This window comes from Mesorhizobium sp. B2-6-2 (assembly GCF_006440615.1).
Taxonomy (GTDB): domain Bacteria; phylum Pseudomonadota; class Alphaproteobacteria; order Rhizobiales; family Rhizobiaceae; genus Mesorhizobium.
In genome coordinates this window covers 203,220-222,381 of sequence record NZ_VFUG01000004.1, presented here as the reverse complement: position 1 = coordinate 222,381, position 19,162 = coordinate 203,220, and the positions used below count along the sequence as shown (strand labels likewise).

Annotated in this window: 17 protein-coding genes and 2 pseudogenes; 12 read left to right on the top strand and 7 right to left on the bottom strand. The window is 64.2% G+C overall.

Translation table 11 applies throughout. The features are described 5' to 3' along the window. Positions 1-52 precede the first annotated feature (52 nt). Positions 53-261, bottom strand: a pseudogene (locus FJ419_RS31145) (dihydrofolate reductase); the annotation flags it as partial. A 149-nt stretch (positions 262-410) separates the two neighbouring features. On the opposite strand from FJ419_RS31145, the gene FJ419_RS11540 reads away from it, so the two are divergent. After that, a complete protein-coding gene (locus tag FJ419_RS11540; protein ID WP_140691621.1) occupies positions 411-605 on the top strand; it encodes a DUF6494 family protein in 195 nt (64 codons plus the stop codon). 280 nt (positions 606-885) lie between these two features. On the opposite strand, the gene FJ419_RS11535 is transcribed toward FJ419_RS11540, so the two are convergent. Then, complete coding sequence (locus FJ419_RS11535; RefSeq protein ID WP_140691618.1) at positions 886-2,001, bottom strand: Gfo/Idh/MocA family oxidoreductase; 1,116 nt, start codon at positions 1,999-2,001, stop codon at positions 886-888. 21 nt (positions 2,002-2,022) lie between these two features. Beyond that, positions 2,023-2,679: a GntR family transcriptional regulator gene (locus tag FJ419_RS11530; RefSeq protein ID WP_246679185.1), complete on the bottom strand. Its 657-nt coding sequence runs from the start codon at positions 2,677-2,679 to the stop codon at positions 2,023-2,025. A 192-nt stretch (positions 2,680-2,871) separates the two neighbouring features. Between FJ419_RS11530 and FJ419_RS11525 the strand changes: the two genes are divergently transcribed. Both FJ419_RS11525 and FJ419_RS11520 read left to right on the top strand, forming a co-directional pair. Then, the gene (locus FJ419_RS11525; protein ID WP_140691615.1) at positions 2,872-4,029 is read left to right on the top strand and encodes an LLM class flavin-dependent oxidoreductase; all 1,158 of its coding nucleotides are present in this window, start codon (positions 2,872-2,874) and stop codon (positions 4,027-4,029) included. Further along, on the top strand, positions 4,029-4,511 hold the full coding sequence (locus FJ419_RS11520) for a flavin reductase family protein (RefSeq protein WP_140691612.1): 483 nt from the start codon (positions 4,029-4,031) through the stop codon (positions 4,509-4,511). Before FJ419_RS11525 ends, FJ419_RS11520 begins: the two co-directional genes overlap by 1 nt. On the opposite strand, the gene FJ419_RS11515 is transcribed toward FJ419_RS11520, so the two are convergent. After that, a complete protein-coding gene (locus FJ419_RS11515) occupies positions 4,496-5,563 on the bottom strand; it encodes a LacI family DNA-binding transcriptional regulator (RefSeq protein WP_140691610.1) in 1,068 nt (355 codons plus the stop codon). The genes FJ419_RS11520 and FJ419_RS11515 overlap by 16 nt on opposite strands. Positions 5,564-5,676: 113 nt before the next feature. Between FJ419_RS11515 and FJ419_RS11510 the strand changes: the two genes are divergently transcribed. The 7 genes from FJ419_RS11510 to ugpC all read left to right on the top strand — a co-directional run bounded on the left by FJ419_RS11510 (position 5,677) and on the right by ugpC (position 14,643). Then, positions 5,677-6,777, top strand: a complete 1,101-nt coding sequence (locus FJ419_RS11510) for a glycoside hydrolase family 88 protein (protein ID WP_140691607.1) — start codon at positions 5,677-5,679, stop codon at positions 6,775-6,777. Then, positions 6,774-7,607 carry a 5-dehydro-4-deoxy-D-glucuronate isomerase gene (gene kduI / locus FJ419_RS11505; RefSeq protein ID WP_140691604.1) on the top strand — a complete coding sequence of 278 codons (834 nt, stop codon included), beginning with the start codon at positions 6,774-6,776 and terminating at the stop codon, positions 7,605-7,607. The genes FJ419_RS11510 and kduI overlap by 4 nt, the downstream gene beginning before the upstream one ends. 50 nt (positions 7,608-7,657) lie before the next feature. Then, positions 7,658-10,123: a hypothetical protein gene (locus FJ419_RS11500; protein ID WP_140692448.1), complete on the top strand. Its 2,466-nt coding sequence runs from the start codon at positions 7,658-7,660 to the stop codon at positions 10,121-10,123. Positions 10,124-10,210: 87 nt separating this feature from the next. Continuing rightward, on the top strand, positions 10,211-11,479 hold the full coding sequence (locus tag FJ419_RS11495; protein ID WP_140691600.1) for an ABC transporter substrate-binding protein: 1,269 nt from the start codon (positions 10,211-10,213) through the stop codon (positions 11,477-11,479). 11 nt (positions 11,480-11,490) lie between these two features. Further along, the gene (locus tag FJ419_RS11490; RefSeq protein WP_140692444.1) at positions 11,491-12,498 is read left to right on the top strand and encodes a sugar ABC transporter permease; all 1,008 of its coding nucleotides are present in this window, start codon (positions 11,491-11,493) and stop codon (positions 12,496-12,498) included. Further along, on the top strand, positions 12,495-13,547 hold the full coding sequence (locus FJ419_RS11485) for a carbohydrate ABC transporter permease (RefSeq protein WP_140691597.1): 1,053 nt from the start codon (positions 12,495-12,497) through the stop codon (positions 13,545-13,547). Before FJ419_RS11490 ends, FJ419_RS11485 begins: the two co-directional genes overlap by 4 nt. Before the next feature lie 7 nt (positions 13,548-13,554). Continuing rightward, the gene (gene ugpC, locus FJ419_RS11480; protein WP_140691594.1) at positions 13,555-14,643 is read left to right on the top strand and encodes a sn-glycerol-3-phosphate ABC transporter ATP-binding protein UgpC; all 1,089 of its coding nucleotides are present in this window, start codon (positions 13,555-13,557) and stop codon (positions 14,641-14,643) included. A gap of 10 nt (positions 14,644-14,653) precedes the next feature. On the opposite strand, the pseudogene FJ419_RS11475 reads toward ugpC, so the two are convergent. The 3 genes and pseudogenes from FJ419_RS11475 to FJ419_RS11460 all read right to left on the bottom strand — a co-directional run. Further along, a pseudogene (locus tag FJ419_RS11475) lies at positions 14,654-14,839 on the bottom strand (3-keto-5-aminohexanoate cleavage protein); the annotation flags it as partial. Positions 14,840-14,876: 37 nt separating this feature from the next. Further along, positions 14,877-15,326: a pyridoxamine 5'-phosphate oxidase family protein gene (locus tag FJ419_RS11470; protein WP_140691591.1), complete on the bottom strand. Its 450-nt coding sequence runs from the start codon at positions 15,324-15,326 to the stop codon at positions 14,877-14,879. Positions 15,327-15,867: 541 nt separating this feature from the next. Beyond that, entirely contained in the window at positions 15,868-16,632 is a 765-nt protein-coding gene (locus FJ419_RS11460) for a GntR family transcriptional regulator (RefSeq protein ID WP_246679184.1), read from the bottom strand. A gap of 139 nt (positions 16,633-16,771) precedes the next feature. Between FJ419_RS11460 and FJ419_RS11455 the strand changes: the two genes are divergently transcribed. Beyond that, positions 16,772-17,359 (top strand): amino acid synthesis family protein, encoded by a 588-nt coding sequence (locus FJ419_RS11455; RefSeq protein WP_140691588.1) that lies wholly within the window; start codon positions 16,772-16,774, stop codon positions 17,357-17,359. Then, on the top strand, positions 17,352-19,160 hold the full coding sequence (locus FJ419_RS11450) for an alpha/beta fold hydrolase (RefSeq protein ID WP_140691584.1): 1,809 nt from the start codon (positions 17,352-17,354) through the stop codon (positions 19,158-19,160). The genes FJ419_RS11455 and FJ419_RS11450 overlap by 8 nt, the downstream gene beginning before the upstream one ends. Positions 19,161-19,162: the final 2 nt, after the last annotated feature.

Sequence of the window (19,162 nt, the reverse complement as noted above, 5' to 3'; positions counted from 1 at the left end):
AACTGACATAGCGAAATCCTCCGGCGACGACTGTCGATGTTGAGTTGTGGCCCGTCAATGAGCGCGACGCGACCCACTTCGCTTGGCGCCACCACGCCGCCGCGAACTCGTGTTGCTGCGCACTCCACTCAGGAAAGTCTTCGTCCCAATAGCGCTGCGGCGACCGTACACACTGCCGGTCAGGTTGCGCACGTGCTCTATCTAATGACGAAAGAGGCGGACAAATCCTGCTGCACTTTGTAAGACGTCGATCGGTTCCACTCATCCTGCCAAGGGTCGATCAAGTTCAAGGAGCCCGACGCTCCTTCCTTCGGACTCGGACTATTTTTATGGAACCGCGCGTCACCGTCCTGTTTCCTTGATCCCTTGCCTTCTCTTACAATCCCTTCCGGACACAGAGGAGTTCCGCCATGAGCGAAGACGCCTTCAACATGTCGATCCGCAAGTTCCTGAAGGAAGTCGGCGTCACCTCCCAGCGCAAGATCGAGGAGACGGTGCGCGACGGGCAAATCGGCGGCAAGAAGAAGTTGAAGGTGCGCATGACGCTGACTGCAGAAGGCACCGGCCTCAGCCACGTGGTGGACGGCGAGATCGAACTTCCATAAGGCCGAGCGAAGCGACCTAACGCAACCTCCGACGCCGCCGGAACCCGCCAGTCGGCAAACGGCCCCAGGGTGCCATTCCGCTGTGCGTCTCATGTACGCCGTAAGGATCAGGATCGCGTAGGCTGGCTCTGCCGCTGGACCGGCAGGACAAGACCCGCATGCCATTGACGCCAGGACAGTGGCTGGTTCACTTTCGGCCGCACGGTTGGCTGACGCAAATGGCAGCCTGACCAAGGCGGACGTCAGCAATGGGCGGATACTGAAAGTCTGCGACCGTCGGCTACTCCGGCATCGCGAACTCACTGGCGAGATCGACAGCGCGGCCCTCGCAGGCTGATCGCTGGGCGGCGAGGCCCATGACGACGGCCCACCAGCCGTCTTGCAAGGTCACCTCAACATTGCCTTGCCCTCGCACTGCGGCGACAAAGCGAACGTGCTCGAAATACGTCGAGCCATTGTGATCGCCTGCCTCGAGCAACCGGGCATCGACCGGAATCTCCAGCAGGCGCGGCCCAGACGGATTGCGCGGACTGACGATCAGCTCCGGCACGGGCGCGACGCCCAGATGCCGCGGCCAGAAGCGACTCGGTCCGGGAACCCGGCATTCGATCTTGCCGCTGCCGCCGATCGCACAGATTTCCTCCTGATAGCGACTGCCCTCGGCAAACATGCACAACTCCAGCATGGCGCGCGCACCGCTCGCGAAATCGACCAGCACATAGCCATGGTCGAAAATATCCGGCGTCTCGTCGCCATAACATTCGTCAAGATGGTTTATGGCCTGTCCCGCGCTCGCCATCACGCGGACAGGATCGGATCTGAGGATCAGCCGCATCAGGTCGAAGAAGTGGCAGCACTTTTCCACGAAAGTGCCGCCGGTATTGCGGTTGAAACGGTTCCAGTCGCCGACCTTGGCCAGGAAGGGAAAACGGTGCTCGCGAATGGTCAGCATGCGAATGCCGCCGGTGACGCCGCCGGCCTGTTCGACGAAAGCGGCGACAGGCGGCATGTAGCGGTATTCCATCGCCACCCACACCAGCGGAAGCCTTGCCTTCAGCGCCGCGATGCGCGTCTCGTCGTCGGCGGCGGTGAAAAGCGGTTTTTCCACCAGGACCGGCAGCGGCCGCTGCACGGCGATCTCCTCCAACTGGCTGAGGTGGCGATGGTTGGGGCTGGCGATCAGAACGCAGTCGACCCCTTCCGTGGCCAACAATTCGGCGATGGACACCGCCGGTCGTGCATCCGGCGCCAGGCCCAATGACGCTGCCATCATGCCAGGGTCGGGCTCGAAGATGGCGGCCACATGCGCGTCAGGCAACAGCGCGATGTTGCGGATGTGCTCCTGGCCCATCATGCCGCAGCCGACAATGCCGTAGCCGATCGATGATTTGGTCACTCGGCGCCTTCCTTCCAGCTCTTATTTGAAACGAGTCACGTAACGCGCCGCCTCCGGATCGAACCAACTGCGGGAGTATTCCACACTGTCTCCGTCCCCGGCCCAGGCAATGCGTTCGATGAACCCCACGACCTCGCCCGGCCGAGGTCTGAAATCGGCCGGGGTCCAGTCCGGGGCGGGCGCGACGCCGACACGATCCTCGGCGCGAACGATCGAAAAGCCGAGGGCCAGCCGGTAGTGGAGATAGAGCGATTCCGACAGGTCATCGCGCTCGAGCCGCTCGGCTCGGCTGGCATCGAGCCAGATCTCCTCGGCCGCTGCCGGTTCGCCGTCGAGCCGACGCAGCCGACGGATGCGGTAGGCATCAAGGGCGCTGCCGAACTCCGGCAGATCGGACGGCTTGGGTAGCCGTTCGACCGACAGCACCTCGGCGGTCGGGAGTCCGCCGCCGTCGATGCGCTCCAGCCGAAAGAGCGCGTAGACCCCGAGCAGGTCGCCGCGCGCCCGCACATAGTTGCCCGATCCCTGGATGCGGTCGAGCAGGCCGTTTTCAGTGAGGTCGGCCAGCGCGCGCCTCAGCGTACCGACGGCAATCCCGAGGCTCGCGGCCATCTCGCGTTCCGGCGGAAGCCGCGCCCCGTCGCCCAGCCGTCCGGCAGCGATTTCGCGGATCAGCATCTCACTGACTTGCAAATGCACGGGTAGAGGACCGCGCATCTGGCTGGATCGGTGGCCGCGCTCGGCCCTCGTTAGCTGCATGTCTGCCTTTTCCCGCTGCCCCAGAAATTGATACAGTATTGATCTACATCAAATCGGATGCTACGCAAGCCCCATTCGTCGCCAACGCAACGAGCTCTTGAAGGACGGGCAATGACTGTCGTCCCCATTACCTCGCCGGATCTGGATGCGGTTGAGGTCGCCTGGTTCGCCGCGCTCTGTTCGGACGACTATCGCTATCTCGGCGTGCCCGACGGCGCACTGCGCTCGAACTGGGCGCACTGCTCCGAGATCGTGAGGACCTCCGAGGAGCTCGGCTTCCGCAACATCCTATGTCCGTCGTCCTATCAGGTCGGGCAGGACACGTTGAGCTTCGCCGCCGGCTGCGCGCCGATCACCTCGAGGATCAATCTGCTCGCGGCCGTGCGTTGCGGCGAGATGCAGCCGATCATGCTTGCACGCACCATCGCGACGCTGGACCATATGCTTGAAGGCCGGCTGACCGTGAACATCATCTCGTCGGACTTTCCTGGCGAGACGGCCGACAGCGCCTACCGCTACCAGCGCTCGCGCGAGGTGGTGCAAATCCTGCGCCAGGCCTGGACCCAAGATACGATCGATTTCGAGGGCGAGGTCTATCGTTTCAAAGGCGTCCCGACGGCGCCGGCAAAGCCCTACCAGCAGAATGGAGGGCCGCTGCTCTATTTCGGCGGCTATTCGCCCGATGCGCTCGATCTTTGCGCCGAACAGTGCGACGTCTACCTGATGTGGCCGGAGACGAAGGAGGAACTCGCCGGCCGCATGAAATCGGTGCACGCGCGGGCCGCGCGTCATGGGCGCACCCTCGACTACGGATTGCGTGTCCACATGATCGTGCGCGACACCGAGGCCGAAGCGAAGGAGTATGCCCGCGAGCTGGTTTCCAAGCTGGATGACGAGCAGGGCAGGGCAATCCGCGAACGGGCGCTCGATGCCCGATCGCTTGGCGTGTCGCACCAGGCCAAGGCCCGCGAAATCGCCGATGCGGAAGGCTATGTCGAGCCGCATCTATGGACAGGCGTAGGGCGGGCGCGCTCGGGCTGCGGCGCGGCGCTGGTGGGCTCAGCCGATCAGGTGCTGTCGGAGATCGAGGCGTATATGAAGATGGGCATCCGAGCCTTCATCTTCTCCGGCTATCCGCATCTCGACGAAGCGCGGCATTTCGGCACCAAGGTGCTTCCTCAGCTCAAGACGTGCTCGTTGCCGCATGCCTACGGGCGTGTGCCGGACCGGGTTCCGGCAACACCATTGGGAAGAGGGGAGCGCCACTGATGGAGCATTTCGTGTGCGACCCGCGTCTGTTGCGCAATGCATTCGGGCGCTTCGCCACCGGTGTTACGGTCGTCACCACCGGCACCGCCGACGGCCCGGTTGCCATCACCGCCAACAGCTTCTCGTCCGTCTCGCTCGATCCGCCGTTGGTGCTCTGGTCGATCGGCCGCCAATCGCGCCGGTTCGACGCCTTCGCCAATGCGGCGCATTACGCCATTCACGTGCTGGCGGACGATCAGATCGAGCTTTGCTGGCGCTTTTCGAAATCAGGGACCGATTTTGCCGGTCTCGAGCTGACCTGGAACGGGCACGGCGTGCCGCTGCTGCCGCGGGCGCTGGCGCGGTTCGAATGCAGCGTCGCCGACCGCTTCCCGGCGGGCGACCATATGATCCTGCTTGGGCGCGTTCTTGAACTGGAGACGCAGGAAGGTCTGCCACTGCTCTTTGCTGGCGGCAAGTCCCGACCTCAAGGCGAGGGATGATGACGCCCGGCGCCGTCCAGTGCTGGTGCGGTCGACTGGCGCAACACCAGGTGGCAGGCGAGCTCGACGCGGCGCGGCGGCAGCGCCGAGTGGGCCATGTCGTCGAGCAACAGGCTGAGCGCTGCCGAGCCAATCTCGCGCATGGGAATATGCATCGCCGTCAACGGCGGGTTGCAGAAGGCTGCCTGCGGCAGGTCGTCCATGCCGACGACCGAGACATCGGCCGGCACCGAATATCCGGCCTCCTGGATGCCGGCGATGGCACCGAAGGCCAGGCTGTCGCCCGCCGTCAGCACTGCCGTGAAATCGAGGCCGCGATCCGCGATGCGGTCGGTGACGGCCTTGCTTGCAAGCTCCGGAAGCCAGTCCTCAACCTCGACTACCAGGTCGTCGAAGCCGGTGATGCCGCCCACCGTCAGCGCGTCGCGCCAGCCCTCATAACGGCGCTCGATCGTGCGCCGACCGCGCCGCATCAGGAACAGGATGCGGCGGTGGCCAAGACCGATGAGGTGTCGCCCAGCGAGCATGGCGGCGGAGCGGTTGCAGGGCGTCACGCTCGAATGGCGCATCGAGGGATCGTCGCCGTTGACGAGCACGATCGGCTTGGAAAAGCCGGCCGTCAGCGTCAGCACGTCAGCATCGTCCAGCGTCAGGAAGAGACAGCCGGCGACGCTGTCATCGTGTTCGGATTCGCGCAGGAGGGCGATTTCGTCCTCGGGCGTCGCGACCGGCCGGGTCACCAGCTCGACGCCCAGCAGCCGGGCGCGTTCGTTGAGCCCGTCGAGGACGTGATAGGTGAACTGGCTGCGGGCGCTGTCGACCATCGCCACGCTGCTTGCAGCCAGGATGACCTTGCGGCCGGCAACCGAGGCCGGGATGGCGTAGTTCATCGACTTCGCCGTCTCGATGATCGTGGCGCGAAGCTCATCCTTGACGCCGCCGACGCCGCTCAGCGCGCGGGAGGCGGTGCTCACGGAAACGCCGCACCGCGCCGCGATCTCTTCCAGTCGAACACGGCGGCTGGGGCGGCCGCGCTTGCCCTGGATCGTCATAGGTTCCCGCGCCTCTGGCAAAATCGTCCAAAAATTCTGCAAAAAAATTTCATGTTGCGCAAGAAAAATCCCTGTGGAACAGTTCGCGTGAGGCTGGAGAAACGGGAGGAGTGATGCCGCTTTCGGCCGAACGCCTGAATTCCGCGCTTGCGAGCCTCGTGGCCGGCATGACCGGCTTGCGCCATGACGGGCGGTTCGATGAGCCCAACCTCGACGGGACGCCGGGCGACTATGTCAGCTTCGACAGCTGGGAATGGCCGCAAGGCGTCGGGCTCTACGGGCTAGTCCGGCTGTGGGCGCAGACCGGCGACGAGCGGCTGCTGCAAACGATCGAGGCCTGGTACGACCGGCGCATCGCGGCCGGGCTGCCTGCGATGAACGTCAATACCACCGCGCCTCTGTTGGCGTTGAGCGAGCTTTGGCGCCGCCGGCGCCAGCCGCGCTTCGAGTCGGTCTTGCGCGACTGGGCCGAGCAGGTGGTCACCGCCATGCCGCGGGCCCCCGAAGGCGGCTTCCAGCACAATGTTTCGGACAGGGTCAACGACGACGAATTGTGGGACGACACGCTGTTCATGGTGGCGCTGTTTCTCGCGTCCTACGGCCAGGCCGCCGGCCAGCGTCGCTTCGTCGAGGAGGCGGAACGGCAGTTTCTCGTCCACGCCCGCTATCTAGCCGATCCGGCGTCGGGGCTGTGGTTCCACGGCTGGACGTTCGAAGGCCGGCACAATTTCGCCCGCGCGCTTTGGGGTAGGGGCAATGCCTGGATCACGGTGGGCATCCTCGACCTAGTGGAGTTCGCCGAGATATCGCCTCCGGTGCGGGCCTACCTGCTCGGCGTGCTGGAGACGCAGATAGAAGCCCTGCTCAAGCTGCAGGCCGGGTCGGGCGCTTGGCATACCTTGCTCGACGATCCGAGCTCCTATGAGGAAATCTCTGCCACGGCCGGCTTCGGCTACGGACTGATGAAGGCTGCGCGGCTTGGAATCGGGCCTGCGGCGTGTCGTGCGGCGGGCCTGCGCGCCCTGGACGCGGTGGTGGCCAACATCGATGACAAAGGTGTGGTTGCGAACGTGTCCTACGGCACGCGCATGGGTCACGATCTGCAATTCTACCGCGATATTCCGATCCACCCGACGGGCTACGGGCAGGCGCTGGCCATCCTGTGCCTGACGGAAGGCTCACGACATCTGAAGTCGAAGATCGAGGCGGCATGATGCGCACGCTCTACGGCGCATCGCCGGCGGACATCGCCGGCATGGATACGGAGCGGCTGAGAGCCGAATTCCTGGTCGACGACCTGTTCCGGTCGGGCGCGATTGAATTCGTTTACACCCATGTCGACCGCATGCTCGTCGGCGGCGCCGTTCCGTTGGGCGAGCCGCTGATGTTCGGCAACGGAGCCGATGTCGGCACAGAACTCTTCTTCACGGCGCGTGAGATGGGTATCGCCAACCTGGGCGGCGGTGGCACAGTCGCTGTAGATGGCACGCGCTTTACCCTGGCCAACCGCGACATCCTCTATATCGGACGTGGCGCGCGCGAGGTGACGCTGGCGAGCGACGATCCGGAGAGGCCGGCGCGCTTCTACATGAACTCGGTGCCGGCCGGCGCCGACATTCCCCATCGCCTCATCTCCAGGAGTGAAGCCAAGCCGCTGGTGCTGGGCGAGGAGGCGCGCGCCAACAAGCGCACGCTGCGCATGTACATCCACCCCGAAGTGGCCCCGTCATGCCTTCTACTGATGGGCATCACCGACCTCGCGCCGGGCAGCGTGTGGAACACCATACCGCCGCATCTGCATGAGCGGCGCATGGAGGCGTATTGCTATTTCGACCTCGCCGCTTCGGACCGGGTCGTCCATCTGATGGGCCGACCCGACAGTACCCGCCATCTGATGGTCGCCGACGGCAACGTTGTCCTGTCGCCGGCCTGGTCGATCCATATGGGCGCGGGCACCGGTCCCTACGCCTTTGTCTGGGGCATGACAGGGGAGAACCAGGCCTACACCGATGTCGACCCGGTTGCCGTGAAGGATTTGCGATGAGCGTGGCCGCGCAAAGCGCTCAGACCGATTTCACGCTGCGCCGGCCGCTCATGGCCGGGCGGCCGATCGCCTATTGGCGGCTCGGTCCCGTCGTCGAGCAGCGCTACGACGTGGCCGATCAGCCCATGAAGGGCGAGATGGATCCCTTCTTCTTCCTGACCAAGCACAAGAATTTCATTCCGCATGAATATCCGTGCCGCACGCAATTCGCAGCGGAACGTCGCGGCAAGCGGCCTCTGGTCAGCTCCGAATTCAGCGCCGGGCGCATCTGGCTGCCCTTCGCCTCGCCGCGTATCGACCTGTCGGGTTTCTGGTTCCGGCCCACCGTCCTCGGGACCTGGGCTGAGACGACGATCGAGGCCGCCTCGCCCGGCGAGGCACGGTTCAGGCTGCGCACATGCGGCGGCGCCATAGTCTTCGCCAATGGCGCGGAAGCCGGATGGATGGCGCCCTATGGCCGCAATCTGGAAAGCGCCGAGGACTTCAAGGTCGCGCTGAAGGCCGGCCGCAACGAAATCCGGATATGGTTCGACGATCTCGCCGAGCGCGACGCCCGCTACTATTTCCAACTCGACTACCTGTCAGGCCCAACAGCTGCGATCGCGTTGCCGATCGAGGTCGAGGGTGCGGTTGCGGATGCGATGGAGGCGGCGCTCGACGACATGCGTTTCGAGCGTGCCGCTTATGACCGCGGCGAGGTGGCGTTGGTCACCGGCGTGGCGTTGCCGCGCGACGCAGCGGTCGCGGTCGAGATCGAGGGCGATTTCATGTCGATCGAAGCGCCGGTGCGCTTTGCCTTCGATCTGCCCGCCAGCCAGAAGCGCCTGCCAATCGCCGATACCGAGCAACTGCCGGCCGACTTTCGTCATTTTAAGGTGACGCTGGCGATCGGAGGCCATGCCGTATCGCGCGTCTTCGGCGTGGAGATCTGCCACGCGCGCCGCCAGGGCGCCGCGCCGGAAACGCTTGCCGCGCGCATCGACGAGGCGCTTAGTGAAGTCGCCGATCATGCCGAGGCCGATACGGTGCGCGCGCTGGCACGGCTGGCGATCGGGCAGGCGGGCGCCGAGACGGACGCCATGGTCTCCGGGGCTCTGCCTGCGATCGAGGATTGTCACGATTGCGCCGATTTCATCCTGGTGCCGCTGCTGTGGTGCCGCAAGGCCTATGGCGATCGGCTGGAAGCAGATCTGCGCGCGCGTGTCGACAAGGCCATCCTCGGCTACCGCTATTGGATGGACGAGCCCGGCAATGACGTGCAGTGGTATTTCTCCGAGAACCACGCGCTGCTCTTTCATACCGCCGCCTACATTGCCGGCGGGCTTCTGCCGGAAGCATGCTTCGAGCGGTCGGGCCGCCTTGGCCGCGAGCAGTCGGCCGTGGGTGCCGCGCGGGTACGGGCCTGGCTCGATCATTTCGAGGCATGGGAAATGGCCGAGTTCAATTCGGCGCCCTACTTTCCGATCGACCTCAAGGGTCTGTGCGCGCTCTACGCACTGGCTCCCGACAAGGACATCGCCGAACGTGCCGGCAACGCGGTGATACGCCTGCTGGAGATCGTCGCCCGCTCGGCCCATCGCGGCATTCTCACCGGCGCGCAAGGCCGCTCCTATGAGCACACGCTACGCGCCGCGCGCTCCCTGGAACTGTCGGGCATCTGCCGCATGGTCTGGGGCAAGGGCAACTACGGCATGCGCTTCCACGCGTTGCCGCAACTGGCGCTTTGCCTGCGCGACCACGGCATGAGCGTTCCAGCCGAGCTGGCGGCGATCGCCTCTGTCACCGACGATACGGCCTGGGAATGGACGTTCGCGCAGGGGCAGGACCGCTTCGCGCGGCTCTATCACCACAAGACGCGTGACCATGCGATGGGCAGCGCGGCCGGCTATCGCTGGAACCAGTGGGGCTATCAGGAGACCGCCGTTCACGCCCGGCTGGGGAAGAATCCGGATGCTCAGATCTGGATCAACCACCCGGGCGAAGTCCTGCAGTCGGGATATGGCAGGCCGTCCTATTGGGGCGGCTCTGGCACCTTGCCGCGGGTTCATCAGTACCGCGATCTCGCTGTCGTCAGCTTTGCCTGTTCGGACGAACAGCCGGACTTCACGCATGCCTGGTTTCCGACAAGTGCCTTCGATGCCGTGCGCGTGGATGGCCACCTGGCGTTCGCGCAATCGGGCGATGCTTTCGCCATGCTGAAAACGGACGTGCCGCTCTTGCAGGTCAAGGCCGGTCCGACGGCCGGCAACGAGTTGCGGGCGGCTGGGCGCAGGGCGACATGGATCGTTCGCCTCGGCGACCGGACCAGCGATCTGCAAACGCTCGATGCCTGGGCGGCCGCCTTCGCGGACCTGTCGGTGCGGTCGGGCTCCGACGGCGAACTGATCGTCGAAGACCCGGATTACGGCACCGTGCGTTTCCTCGCCGACGCGAGGGTCGTGGCCGAGGGGCGGATGCTCGATCCGGCCGACTGGACGGTGCGCGGCGAGGCGACGCGCATGAAACGCAGACAATAGGGAGGAATCGGCCGCGGCCCTCAAGAGGAGAGGGCGAGGCGGCTTGAAAGGTCGGGGCGCCGCCCCGGACAAAGGAGGAGACGAAGCATGACCAAGACCCGCACTTGGCTGGCCGCGATATCGGTCAGCCTGCTCGCATCAACCAGCGCGTTTGCCGGCGACGTGCGCATCATGTGGTACTCGGACGGTGTCGAAGGCGATGTCATCCAGGATCTTCTGAACCGCTTCATGAAGCACAACCCGGACATCCACGTCACGCTTGACAACGTTGCCTACAAGGTGATCCAGGAGCAACTGCCCATCCAGCTCGAAGCCGGTCAGGGACCGGATATCGCACGCGTCACCAACATCAAGGAACTCGCGCAGCACTGGCTCGACCTGCGGCCGCTGCTGGCCGATCCGAAATACTGGGACGACAATTTCGGCGATACGCTCGACTGGATGCGCCCCGACGGCTCCAAGGCCATCACGGGTTTCATGACCCAGCTTACGCTTACCGGCGGCTTCGCCAACAAGACGCTGTTCGAACAGGCCGGCGTGGCAATGCCCGGCGACAAGGCGACTTGGGACGACTGGGTCAACGCCGCGGCGCAAGTGGCGAAGAGCCAGCAGCTTCCAGCTGCTATCGCGATCGACCGCTCTGGCCACCGCATTTCTGGCGCCAATATCTCCTACGGCGCAAACTATATCGGACCCGATGGCACGCCGGCGAAAGTGGACGACGGCACCAAGGCATTCGTCGGCAAGCTCGTCGACTGGACCGCCAAGGGCCTCATGCTGAAGGACACCTGGGTCTCGGCGGCCGGCTCGACCTATCGCGCGGCCGCCGACGATTTCGTCAATGCCCAGATCCCATTCTACTATTCGGGAAGCTGGCAGGTCGCCAATTTGTCAACCAAGATCGGCGACAGCTTCGACTGGGTGGCGACCGGCTCACCTTGCGGCACCGCCGGCTGCTCGGGCGTGAAAGGCGGCGCGGCGCTGGTCGCCATCAAATACACGAAGAACCCCAAGGACGTCGCCAAGGTCATGGACTATCTGGCCCGCGAAGACGTCGTGAAAGAATTCAGCGAGCGCACGCTGTTCCTGCCGGCGCACAAGGGCGTTATCGAGAAAGGCGGACTGAAATGGGTTTCGACCGACAAGAATGTCGGTCCGGCGCTCGACAAATTCGTCAAGGCGGCCAGTGAGACGCTGCCGGCGGCCGACGCGCTGCCGCCGTGGAAGTGGGCCAATGCCTATTATGCGGCGTTGGTAACCCGTGTCAGCCAGGTGATGGCCGGCGAGCTCACGCTCGACGAGGCCTGGGCCAAGATCGACCAGGACATCGCCGACAAGGTCGCAGAGGCCAAGTGACCGCCGCCGCGATGCTCAAGGCATGGACCGGCGCCGCTCTCGCTGCGCCGGTCGCCTGGCTTGCATCGGTCGTCAACGTGCCGCTCAAGTCCTGGCAGCGGGCGACGGGTACCGGCGGCATGGCCGCCTTCTTCCTTGCCCCGAACATGGCGATCTTCGGCATCTTCGTGCTGGTGCCGCTGGTTATCAACTTCTTCTATTCGGCCACCTCTGGAACGGCCTATTTCCTGCAGGACCGCACCTATGTCGGGCTGGAGCAATATCAGCGCCTGCTCGACTGCGGCAGTTATCTGGACCCCGCCACCTGCCGTGAGGACCTTTTCTGGAAGGCCGTGCACAATACGGGCCTATTCGTCGTCGTGCAGGTGGCGCTGATGACGATCGTGTCGATCGCAACCGCGCTGATCCTCAACCGCGAGATCGTGGGCCGTAGTTTCTGGCGCGCGGTGTTCTTCTTTCCGGTGCTGCTGTCGCCCGTCGTCACCGGCCTGATCTGGCGCTGGATCCTGCAACGCCAGGGGCTGCTGAACCTGATCGTCCACGACATGGGCGGCGAGCCGTACAACTGGCTGACGGATCGTTTTTGGGCCTTCGCCGCCGCCGTCAGCGTTTCGGTCTGGGCCCATATGGGCTTCTACACGCTCATCCTGCTTGCCGGCCTGCAGGCGATCCCGCGCGATCTTTACGAGGCTGCCGAGATGGACGGCACGAAGCCGGCGCGAATATTCTGGCGCATCACGCTGCCGCTCCTGATGCCGAACCTGCTTGTCGTCATCGTGCTGGCACTGATCCGCGCCGTGCAGATATTCGACGAGGTCTATGTGCTGACGGGAGGAGGGCCGGGGACCTCCACCCTCTATCTCACGCAATACATCTATGAGATCGGCTTCGCCTCCCTGCTGCGCAATCCGGGGCTGGCTTCGGCGGCTTCCATCCTGATGGGGCTGGTGCTGGTCGTGCTCACACTACTTCAGCTGCAGGTCGGACGGCGGGGCGAACGGAAGGGTGCGCGCGAATGAGCGGCGTCGCGACATTCCTGACCCGCCGGCGCGGCGGTCGGGGCTGGCATTGGACGGACGTCGTCAGCTGGCTGTGGCTCGCCGGCGGGCTGGTGATCATGTTCGGCCCGGCCGTCTGGCTGTTGGGCTCGTCCTTCAAGACGCCGGCGCAGCTTGCTGAATTTCCGCCGACCATCCTGCCCTATGTCAGCCAGCAGGCAACGGTAGAAGGTCACGACAAGCCGCTCACTCTCTACAGGGTGAAGCTGCCGGATGGTTCAACCAAGGTGCTGGCCGAGGTGCGCCGCATCGGCATCGTGGCGCAGATGGTGGACCCGAAGGCGCCGAACGAGATCGTGAAGGTCAACATCGCCAACCGTGAACCGGTGCGCGAAATCGGCCTTGCGACGGAGAACTACACCGAGCCCTTCGTCCATTTCGACTTCCTGCGTTATCTGCGCAATTCGGTTTTCGTGACGGCCATGGCGACGCTGATCACCCTGCTCACCAATTCGATGGCCGCTTTCGCCCTGTCGAAATACAGGTTTCGCGGCCGCGATCTCACCATGCTGTTGATCGTCGGCACGCTGATGGTGCCGCTATCGGTCATCCTGGTGCCGCTCTATTCGGTGGTGAGTGCTGTCGGCCTGCTCGATTCACTGTGGGGCGTGATCCTGCCGACAGTGGCGACGCCGACAGGCGTGTTCCTGTTGCGTCAATATATGCTGACCATCCCGGACGAGCTGCTGGATGCGGCGCGCATGGACAACGCGTCCGAATGGCAGATCTACTGGCGAATCGTATTGCCTCTTGCCGCACCGGCGCTCGCCGTGCTCGCGATCTTTTCGGTCGTCTGGCGCTGGAACGACTTCCTTTGGCCGCTGGTGGTTCTGTCGCGCAAGGAACTCTACACGCTCCAGGTCGGGCTCAACACCTATGCCGGCCAGCTCAATGTGCAGTGGCATTACATCCTGGCCATGACCGTGGTGACGATGATCCCCGTCGTCCTCGTCTTCGTCTTCCTGCAGCGCTACATCACATCCGGCATTGCCGGTACCGGGCTGAAGTGAGGGTGTGATGGGACGGATAACGCTGACCGACATCGATCGCGCCTACGGAAAGATAAAGATCCTGCACAACATCAATCTCGACGTCGGCGACGGCGAGATGCTGGTGCTTGTCGGTCCGTCTGGTTGCGGCAAGTCCACGCTGCTGCGTCTGATCGCCGGGCTCGACCGGCCGACCGGCGGCAAGATCGAGATCGACGGCGCCGACGTCACCGAGGTTTCGGCCGCGCGGCGCGGGCTGGCGATGGTGTTCCAGTCATATGCGCTCTACCCGCACATGAGCGTGCGACAGAACCTTGCCTTCGGGCTCGAGAACATCCGCATGCCGAAGGCCGAGATCGATGCGCGCATCACGGAAGCGGCGCGCATGCTGGACATTGCGCCCTATCTCGATCGCCGGCCCGGTCAACTGTCGGGCGGGCAGAAGCAGCGTGTAGCGATCGGCCGTGCGGTGGTGCGCAATCCGACCGCTTTTCTTCTGGATGAACCGCTGTCCAACCTCGACGCCGAACTCCGCATCAGCACGCGCGCCGAATTGGCCGCGCTGCACAAGCGACTGGCAACCACGATGATCTACGTGACCCACGACCAGGTCGAGGCAATGACGCTGGCGGACCGCATCGTGGTGATGCGGTCCGGGCGGATCGAGCAGGTCGGCCGGCCGCTGGACCTCTACAACGCACCGGCAAACCTGTTCGTTGCGGGCTTTATCGGCGCGCCGCGCATGAATCTTTTACCGGCCAAGGTGCGTTCCGCCAGCGGCACGCAAGTGCACGTCGAAGGTCCGGGCGGGCTTTCGGCAGCGATTGCGGCCGACGGAACCGCACTGAAGCCCGGCGACGAGGCGACGCTTGGCATACGGCCGCATGACATCGAACTTTCGGACGGCAGCAAGGGATCGGTCGAAGCGCGGGTGACGCTGGCCGAAGCGCTGGGACCGGAAACCGTCGTTCACGCCACCATCGCCGGCGACAACAGACTGGTCGCGGTGCTCAAGCGCCAGGACGTCCAGACGCAAGGCCAGCCGATCAACCTCACCCTGCCGCCGGAGCGGATGCATCTCTTCGATTCCACCGGGCTGCGGATCGCTTCGCGCTGAGCGGCTCCCGCTAGCGTTGGCTAAGAGCGGCCGCCTCCCGCAGCGAGGCGGCCGGCTGGATTCGCCGTCCAAAGCCCCGGAGCAGCTGCGCCACAGTGTCGACCAGCGACGCATTCGTGGGTGCCGTTGAACCGTCCGGCAGTAGAAGATTGTTCTCGAAGCCGACGCGGACATCTCCACCAAGCAGCGCTCCCGCATGCTGCAACCGGTTGACCAGGCGCTCGCCATGAAGTTCAGCTGTTTATCGCCTCGCGGCCCGTAACTTCCGCGATGAAGATTCTAAAGAACACGTGGGGAAGGCGTCCCATGTTCGAGGACGTGCCTGGCTTGAGTGCGCCTGGCTCCCACCAGTCGGCGTGCTTGCTCAAGACGGACCATGCATGATCGATCTCGATCTTGTGCCCGATCCGGTCAGGGAGTTCCTCATAGCGGCCGCTGACAACCACACTTTTCCAGCCACGGCCCATATTGCGTTCATCGATCTGCACTGAGACGAGCGGATTGGCGCGCATCCACTCGATCTTCTTGCCCAGCATGGAGAAGGCATAAAGGTGATTGTCCGCGTGGGCGTAATAGAAAGGCACGACGTAAGGTTGCCCGTCTTGGGCGCAGGCTAGGCGGCCGATGCGATTGGCTGTGAGTAGCTTTGTGCATTCCAAAGCGGAAAGTGTGCGGATCTGCATGGTAAGCTCCTAAAATGCGGGCTTCGTGCCGCGATTTCCCCGGAACGCGTGCAGCGGCGACCTGGTAGAGAGCGCCCACCTTTTCGCCCTGGGCATATATCTCGGCGCCTGCCGGGAAGAAGCTGACCGGCTGTACTATCGTTCCTTCGACGACGGGCGAGGGATCCTGCTGTGGCAGATAAGACAGGAGTTCGATCTTGGCGGAAGCTTGAGCGTACATGGCTGTGTCCCGGTGAATTCGTGACAACAGCAATCGCGCAAATCCCGACGCGCCGAAATTCGGTTATGTCCCTACGGGAAATTGCGTAGAGCGGAACCCGAAATCATCCGATCGACCCAGATCTCACTGAGCAACCACTTGGTCCGATGTCTTGGGGCCAATGATTAATCTTCTTTTGTGTCGTTTGGTTCGCCAGACCATACGAGACGATACGAAGGATATGGGTTGGCTAACCATCCACTAAACCATTGATTTCCCTCGGGAGTCACACACCCTCCGGGCCCACCATTCAGTCCGCCAGTTTTGGCGCGCTTTCGACCATTAAAGGGGCCGGTGCCAGGCCCCCTTGGTACGAGAGGCTGTGGGCGGTTCGGAGGCTGCAGAGTCGACGGCTTTCTCGGCAGCCGAACCAAACTCACCGTCAGACTGCAGCGCTGTGCGAGCAATCTTCCAGGCGGATTCGACATGCCTACGCGCGGCCGCTTCGGCCTCGTCCGGATTGCGCGCCCTTATCGCATCCATGATCTCGTTCATTTCGGCGATCGCCGGCTCGCGCCGGTTCGCCGAGGCGATTGTCATCGATCGCAGCTGATTGATGCGTATGTTGAGCCCGCTCACGATCTCCCACGCGACGCGCTTGTCGGCCGCCTCGAACAGCGCCTCATAGAATTTCGTCGTCGCGCGCATTACGGCCGGTGGCTTGCCCGCGGCCCAGGCTTCGAGGAGTTCGTCCAGCGCATGCTCCAGTGCTGCCAGTTGCATATCGGTTGCCGATAGCGCGCAGGCCCGTGCCGCTATCCCTTCCAGAAGCGCCCTGAGCTCATAGATCTCGTCGGTTTTGCCGAGATCGGGCTTGGCGACCGCCGGCCCGTGTCCCGGGATCATCTGGACGAGACCCTCAGTCTCGAGTTGCCTCAGAACCTCACGTACCACCGAGCGGCTGACACCAAGCTGGTCGCAAAGGGGCCGCTCGACCAGCCTTTCGCCGGGCTGGAAATGAAAATCCATGATCGCCTCGCGCATGCGCTCCAGCGCCAGCGTCCTCAACGTCTTGGCGGAGCGGTCGATGCGAAGCGTGTCAGCCATTTTTCCTGAATCCCTAGCCTGATCACAAAAACAGATTCCATGACCGATTGACAAGGCGCATGGCACTCCATAGCATGGTATACCATAAGACTGTACAGAAATTGGTGCTGCCGCGAGGTGCTCCATCCCGAGGAATTTCATGAAGCCGGCCATCCGCAAGATCGTCACCTATACCGAGAACACCCTGATCGAGGGCGGCAAGACGGCCCCGCGGCCGCTGCGCCTGATCGGCGTCGCCGCGGTGCTCACCAACCCGTGGGCAGGCCGCGGTTTCACCGAGGATCTCTCGCCCGAGATCCGCGTTTTCGCGCCGGTGCTCGGCGAAACGCTGACCAATGAGATCATCGGCGTAGCGGGTTCGGGCGAGGCCATCGAAGGCTACGGCAAGGCCGCCATTTGCGGCACGTCGGGTGAGGTCGAGCATGCGTCGGCGCTCATCCACACGCTGCATTTCGGCAATCATTATCGCCGCGCCGTCGGCGCCAAGACCTATCTCGCCTTCACCAATCTGCGTGGCGGTCCGAACATGCCGATCATGATCCCGCTGATGGATAAGAACGACGAAGGCCGCCGCTCGCATTACCTGACGGTGCATTTCCAGATCGGCGACGCGCCGGCTCCCGACGAACTGGTCGTGGCGCTCGGCGCATCGATCGGCGGCCGCCCGCATCACCGCATCGGCGATCGCTACCAGGATCTGAAGGAGCTCGGAGATCTGCATGGCTGACGCCGCGACGATCAGCAGCAAGGCACCCAACGGCACCGGCTTCATCCGTGCCGGTTCAGGCAGACCGGTTCTGCTGATCCACGGCGTCGGCATGAATGCCGAGATCTGGCAGCCGCAGATCGCTGCAATGCAGGACCGCTTCGACGTGATCGCCATCGACATGCTCGGCCATGGTTCTTCGCCCCTCCCGCCGGCGAATGCCCAGCTGTCGGATTTCGCCGATCAGGCGATCCGCCTGCTTGATCATCTTGGCCTGAGCCACGTGGCAGTTGTCGGCCACTCGATGGGCGCGCTGGTGGCACTGGAACTTGCGCTCCGCGCGCCCGCTCGCATCAGCGCCATCGTCTGTCTCAACGCCGTCTTCCGTCGCCCGCCCGAGCTCGCGCAGGCGGTGCGCGAACGGGCGGCCGCACTTGGCCGGCCCGGCGATCCGTCGGCCATCGCCGCCACGATCGCCCGCTGGTTCGGCAATCCGATGCCGCCGGCTCTTTCAGACGCGGCCGCGACGGCTCGTTCAGCACTCGAAAGCGTCGACGCCGAAGGCTATGCCCGCACCTACCGCCTGTTTGCCAGCGCCGACACCGCGCACGCCAATCGTCTGCCCGACCTTGGCGCACCCGCGCTGTTCATGACCGGCTCGGAGGATCGCAATTCGACACCCGCCATGTCGGCGGCGATGGCGCGGCTCGCGCCGGCGGGGCGGTGCTTGGTGCTGAATGGCGAAAAGCACATGATGACAATCGCTTCGCCGCAAAAAGTGACTCAACGGATAATGAACTTTCTCGACGAGGCGTCGAGTGCTTCCGCAGGCGCGGAGGCCGGTCAGGCATTCGATGCCATGGAGTTCCGGCGCGCGCTCGGCTCCTTCCTGACCGGCGTCACCATCGTCACCACGATCGACGAGGCTGGCGATGCGCGCGGCTTCACCGCCAACTCCTTCACGTCCGTCTCGCTCGACCCGCCGCTGGTGCTGGTCTGCGTTGCCAAGCAAGCGCTGGGACATCAGGCATTCTCGACTTCGAAAGGCTTTGCCATCAACGTCCTGTCGGAAGCCCAGAAATCCGCGTCCGGCATCTTCGCCTCGAAGGCCGCGGACAAGTTCGCCTCGGTGGCTTGGCAACCCGGACAGACCGGCAATCCGCTGATCGAGGGATCAGTCGCGGTGTTCGATTGCGGCATGGAGCAATTGGTCGACGCCGGAGACCATTCAATCCTCATCGGCCGCGTCCATGACTTCAGCCACAATGGCGCACAGCCTCTCGGCTACTGCCGGGGCGCCTATGTCACGCCGGGCCTGAGCCAGGAGGCGTTGGCGGCCGCCGCTCCGCCCGGAACCGAGGTCGGCGCCATCCTTGAGAATGAAGGTCGCGTCCTCTTTTTCGAGACCGCCGAGGGATTCTACCAATTGCCGGCCGGTCGCGGCCTCGGTGCCGCGAACGATGCCCGCAGCCTCAGGGGAAAACTTGCCGCCAAGGCGATCGATGCCGAGCTCGGCTTCCTCTACGCAGTGTGGGATGACGCGACGGACGCCGCACGCACGCACGTCTATTATCGCGGGACTGTGGACGCCCCCGTCTCCGGCGACGGCCAGATCCGCTTTATCGAGATCGAGCGGATCGCGGAAGTGAAGATCGCCGACCCGGCAGTGCGTTCGATGCTCGCCCGCTACGCACGCGAGCGCGCCGAGGACATGTTCGGCGTCTATGTCGGCAACGAGGTCGAAGGCGAGGTCCGGCCGCTCGCAAGGCCGGCGCCGCCGACGCCAAGCCATTCCGGCCCAATCCATTCCGGCCAGCGGTGAGA

What these genes read in the sequence shown, in the direction of transcription:
- FJ419_RS11470 (WP_140691591.1), bottom strand. Translation starts at nt 15,326, where the DNA reads ATGCAGATCCGCACACTTTCCGCTTTGGAATGCACAAAGCTACTCACA.
- FJ419_RS11540 (WP_140691621.1), top strand. Translation starts at nt 411, where the DNA reads ATGAGCGAAGACGCCTTCAACATGTCGATCCGCAAGTTCCTGAAGGAA.
- ugpC (WP_140691594.1), top strand. Translation starts at nt 13,555, where the DNA reads ATGGGACGGATAACGCTGACCGACATCGATCGCGCCTACGGAAAGATA.
- FJ419_RS11510 (WP_140691607.1), top strand. Translation starts at nt 5,677, where the DNA reads ATGCCGCTTTCGGCCGAACGCCTGAATTCCGCGCTTGCGAGCCTCGTG.
- FJ419_RS11525 (WP_140691615.1), top strand. Translation starts at nt 2,872, where the DNA reads ATGACTGTCGTCCCCATTACCTCGCCGGATCTGGATGCGGTTGAGGTC.
- FJ419_RS11520 (WP_140691612.1), top strand. Translation starts at nt 4,029, where the DNA reads ATGGAGCATTTCGTGTGCGACCCGCGTCTGTTGCGCAATGCATTCGGG.
- FJ419_RS11455 (WP_140691588.1), top strand. Translation starts at nt 16,772, where the DNA reads ATGAAGCCGGCCATCCGCAAGATCGTCACCTATACCGAGAACACCCTG.
- FJ419_RS11490 (WP_140692444.1), top strand. Translation starts at nt 11,491, where the DNA reads ATGCTCAAGGCATGGACCGGCGCCGCTCTCGCTGCGCCGGTCGCCTGG.
- FJ419_RS11450 (WP_140691584.1), top strand. Translation starts at nt 17,352, where the DNA reads ATGGCTGACGCCGCGACGATCAGCAGCAAGGCACCCAACGGCACCGGC.
- FJ419_RS11500 (WP_140692448.1), top strand. Translation starts at nt 7,658, where the DNA reads ATGGCCGGGCGGCCGATCGCCTATTGGCGGCTCGGTCCCGTCGTCGAG.
- FJ419_RS11515 (WP_140691610.1), bottom strand. Translation starts at nt 5,563, where the DNA reads ATGACGATCCAGGGCAAGCGCGGCCGCCCCAGCCGCCGTGTTCGACTG.
- FJ419_RS11530 (WP_246679185.1), bottom strand. Translation starts at nt 2,679, where the DNA reads ATGCTGATCCGCGAAATCGCTGCCGGACGGCTGGGCGACGGGGCGCGG.
- FJ419_RS11460 (WP_246679184.1), bottom strand. Translation starts at nt 16,632, where the DNA reads ATGGCTGACACGCTTCGCATCGACCGCTCCGCCAAGACGTTGAGGACG.
- FJ419_RS11495 (WP_140691600.1), top strand. Translation starts at nt 10,211, where the DNA reads ATGACCAAGACCCGCACTTGGCTGGCCGCGATATCGGTCAGCCTGCTC.
- kduI (WP_140691604.1), top strand. Translation starts at nt 6,774, where the DNA reads ATGATGCGCACGCTCTACGGCGCATCGCCGGCGGACATCGCCGGCATG.
- FJ419_RS11485 (WP_140691597.1), top strand. Translation starts at nt 12,495, where the DNA reads ATGAGCGGCGTCGCGACATTCCTGACCCGCCGGCGCGGCGGTCGGGGC.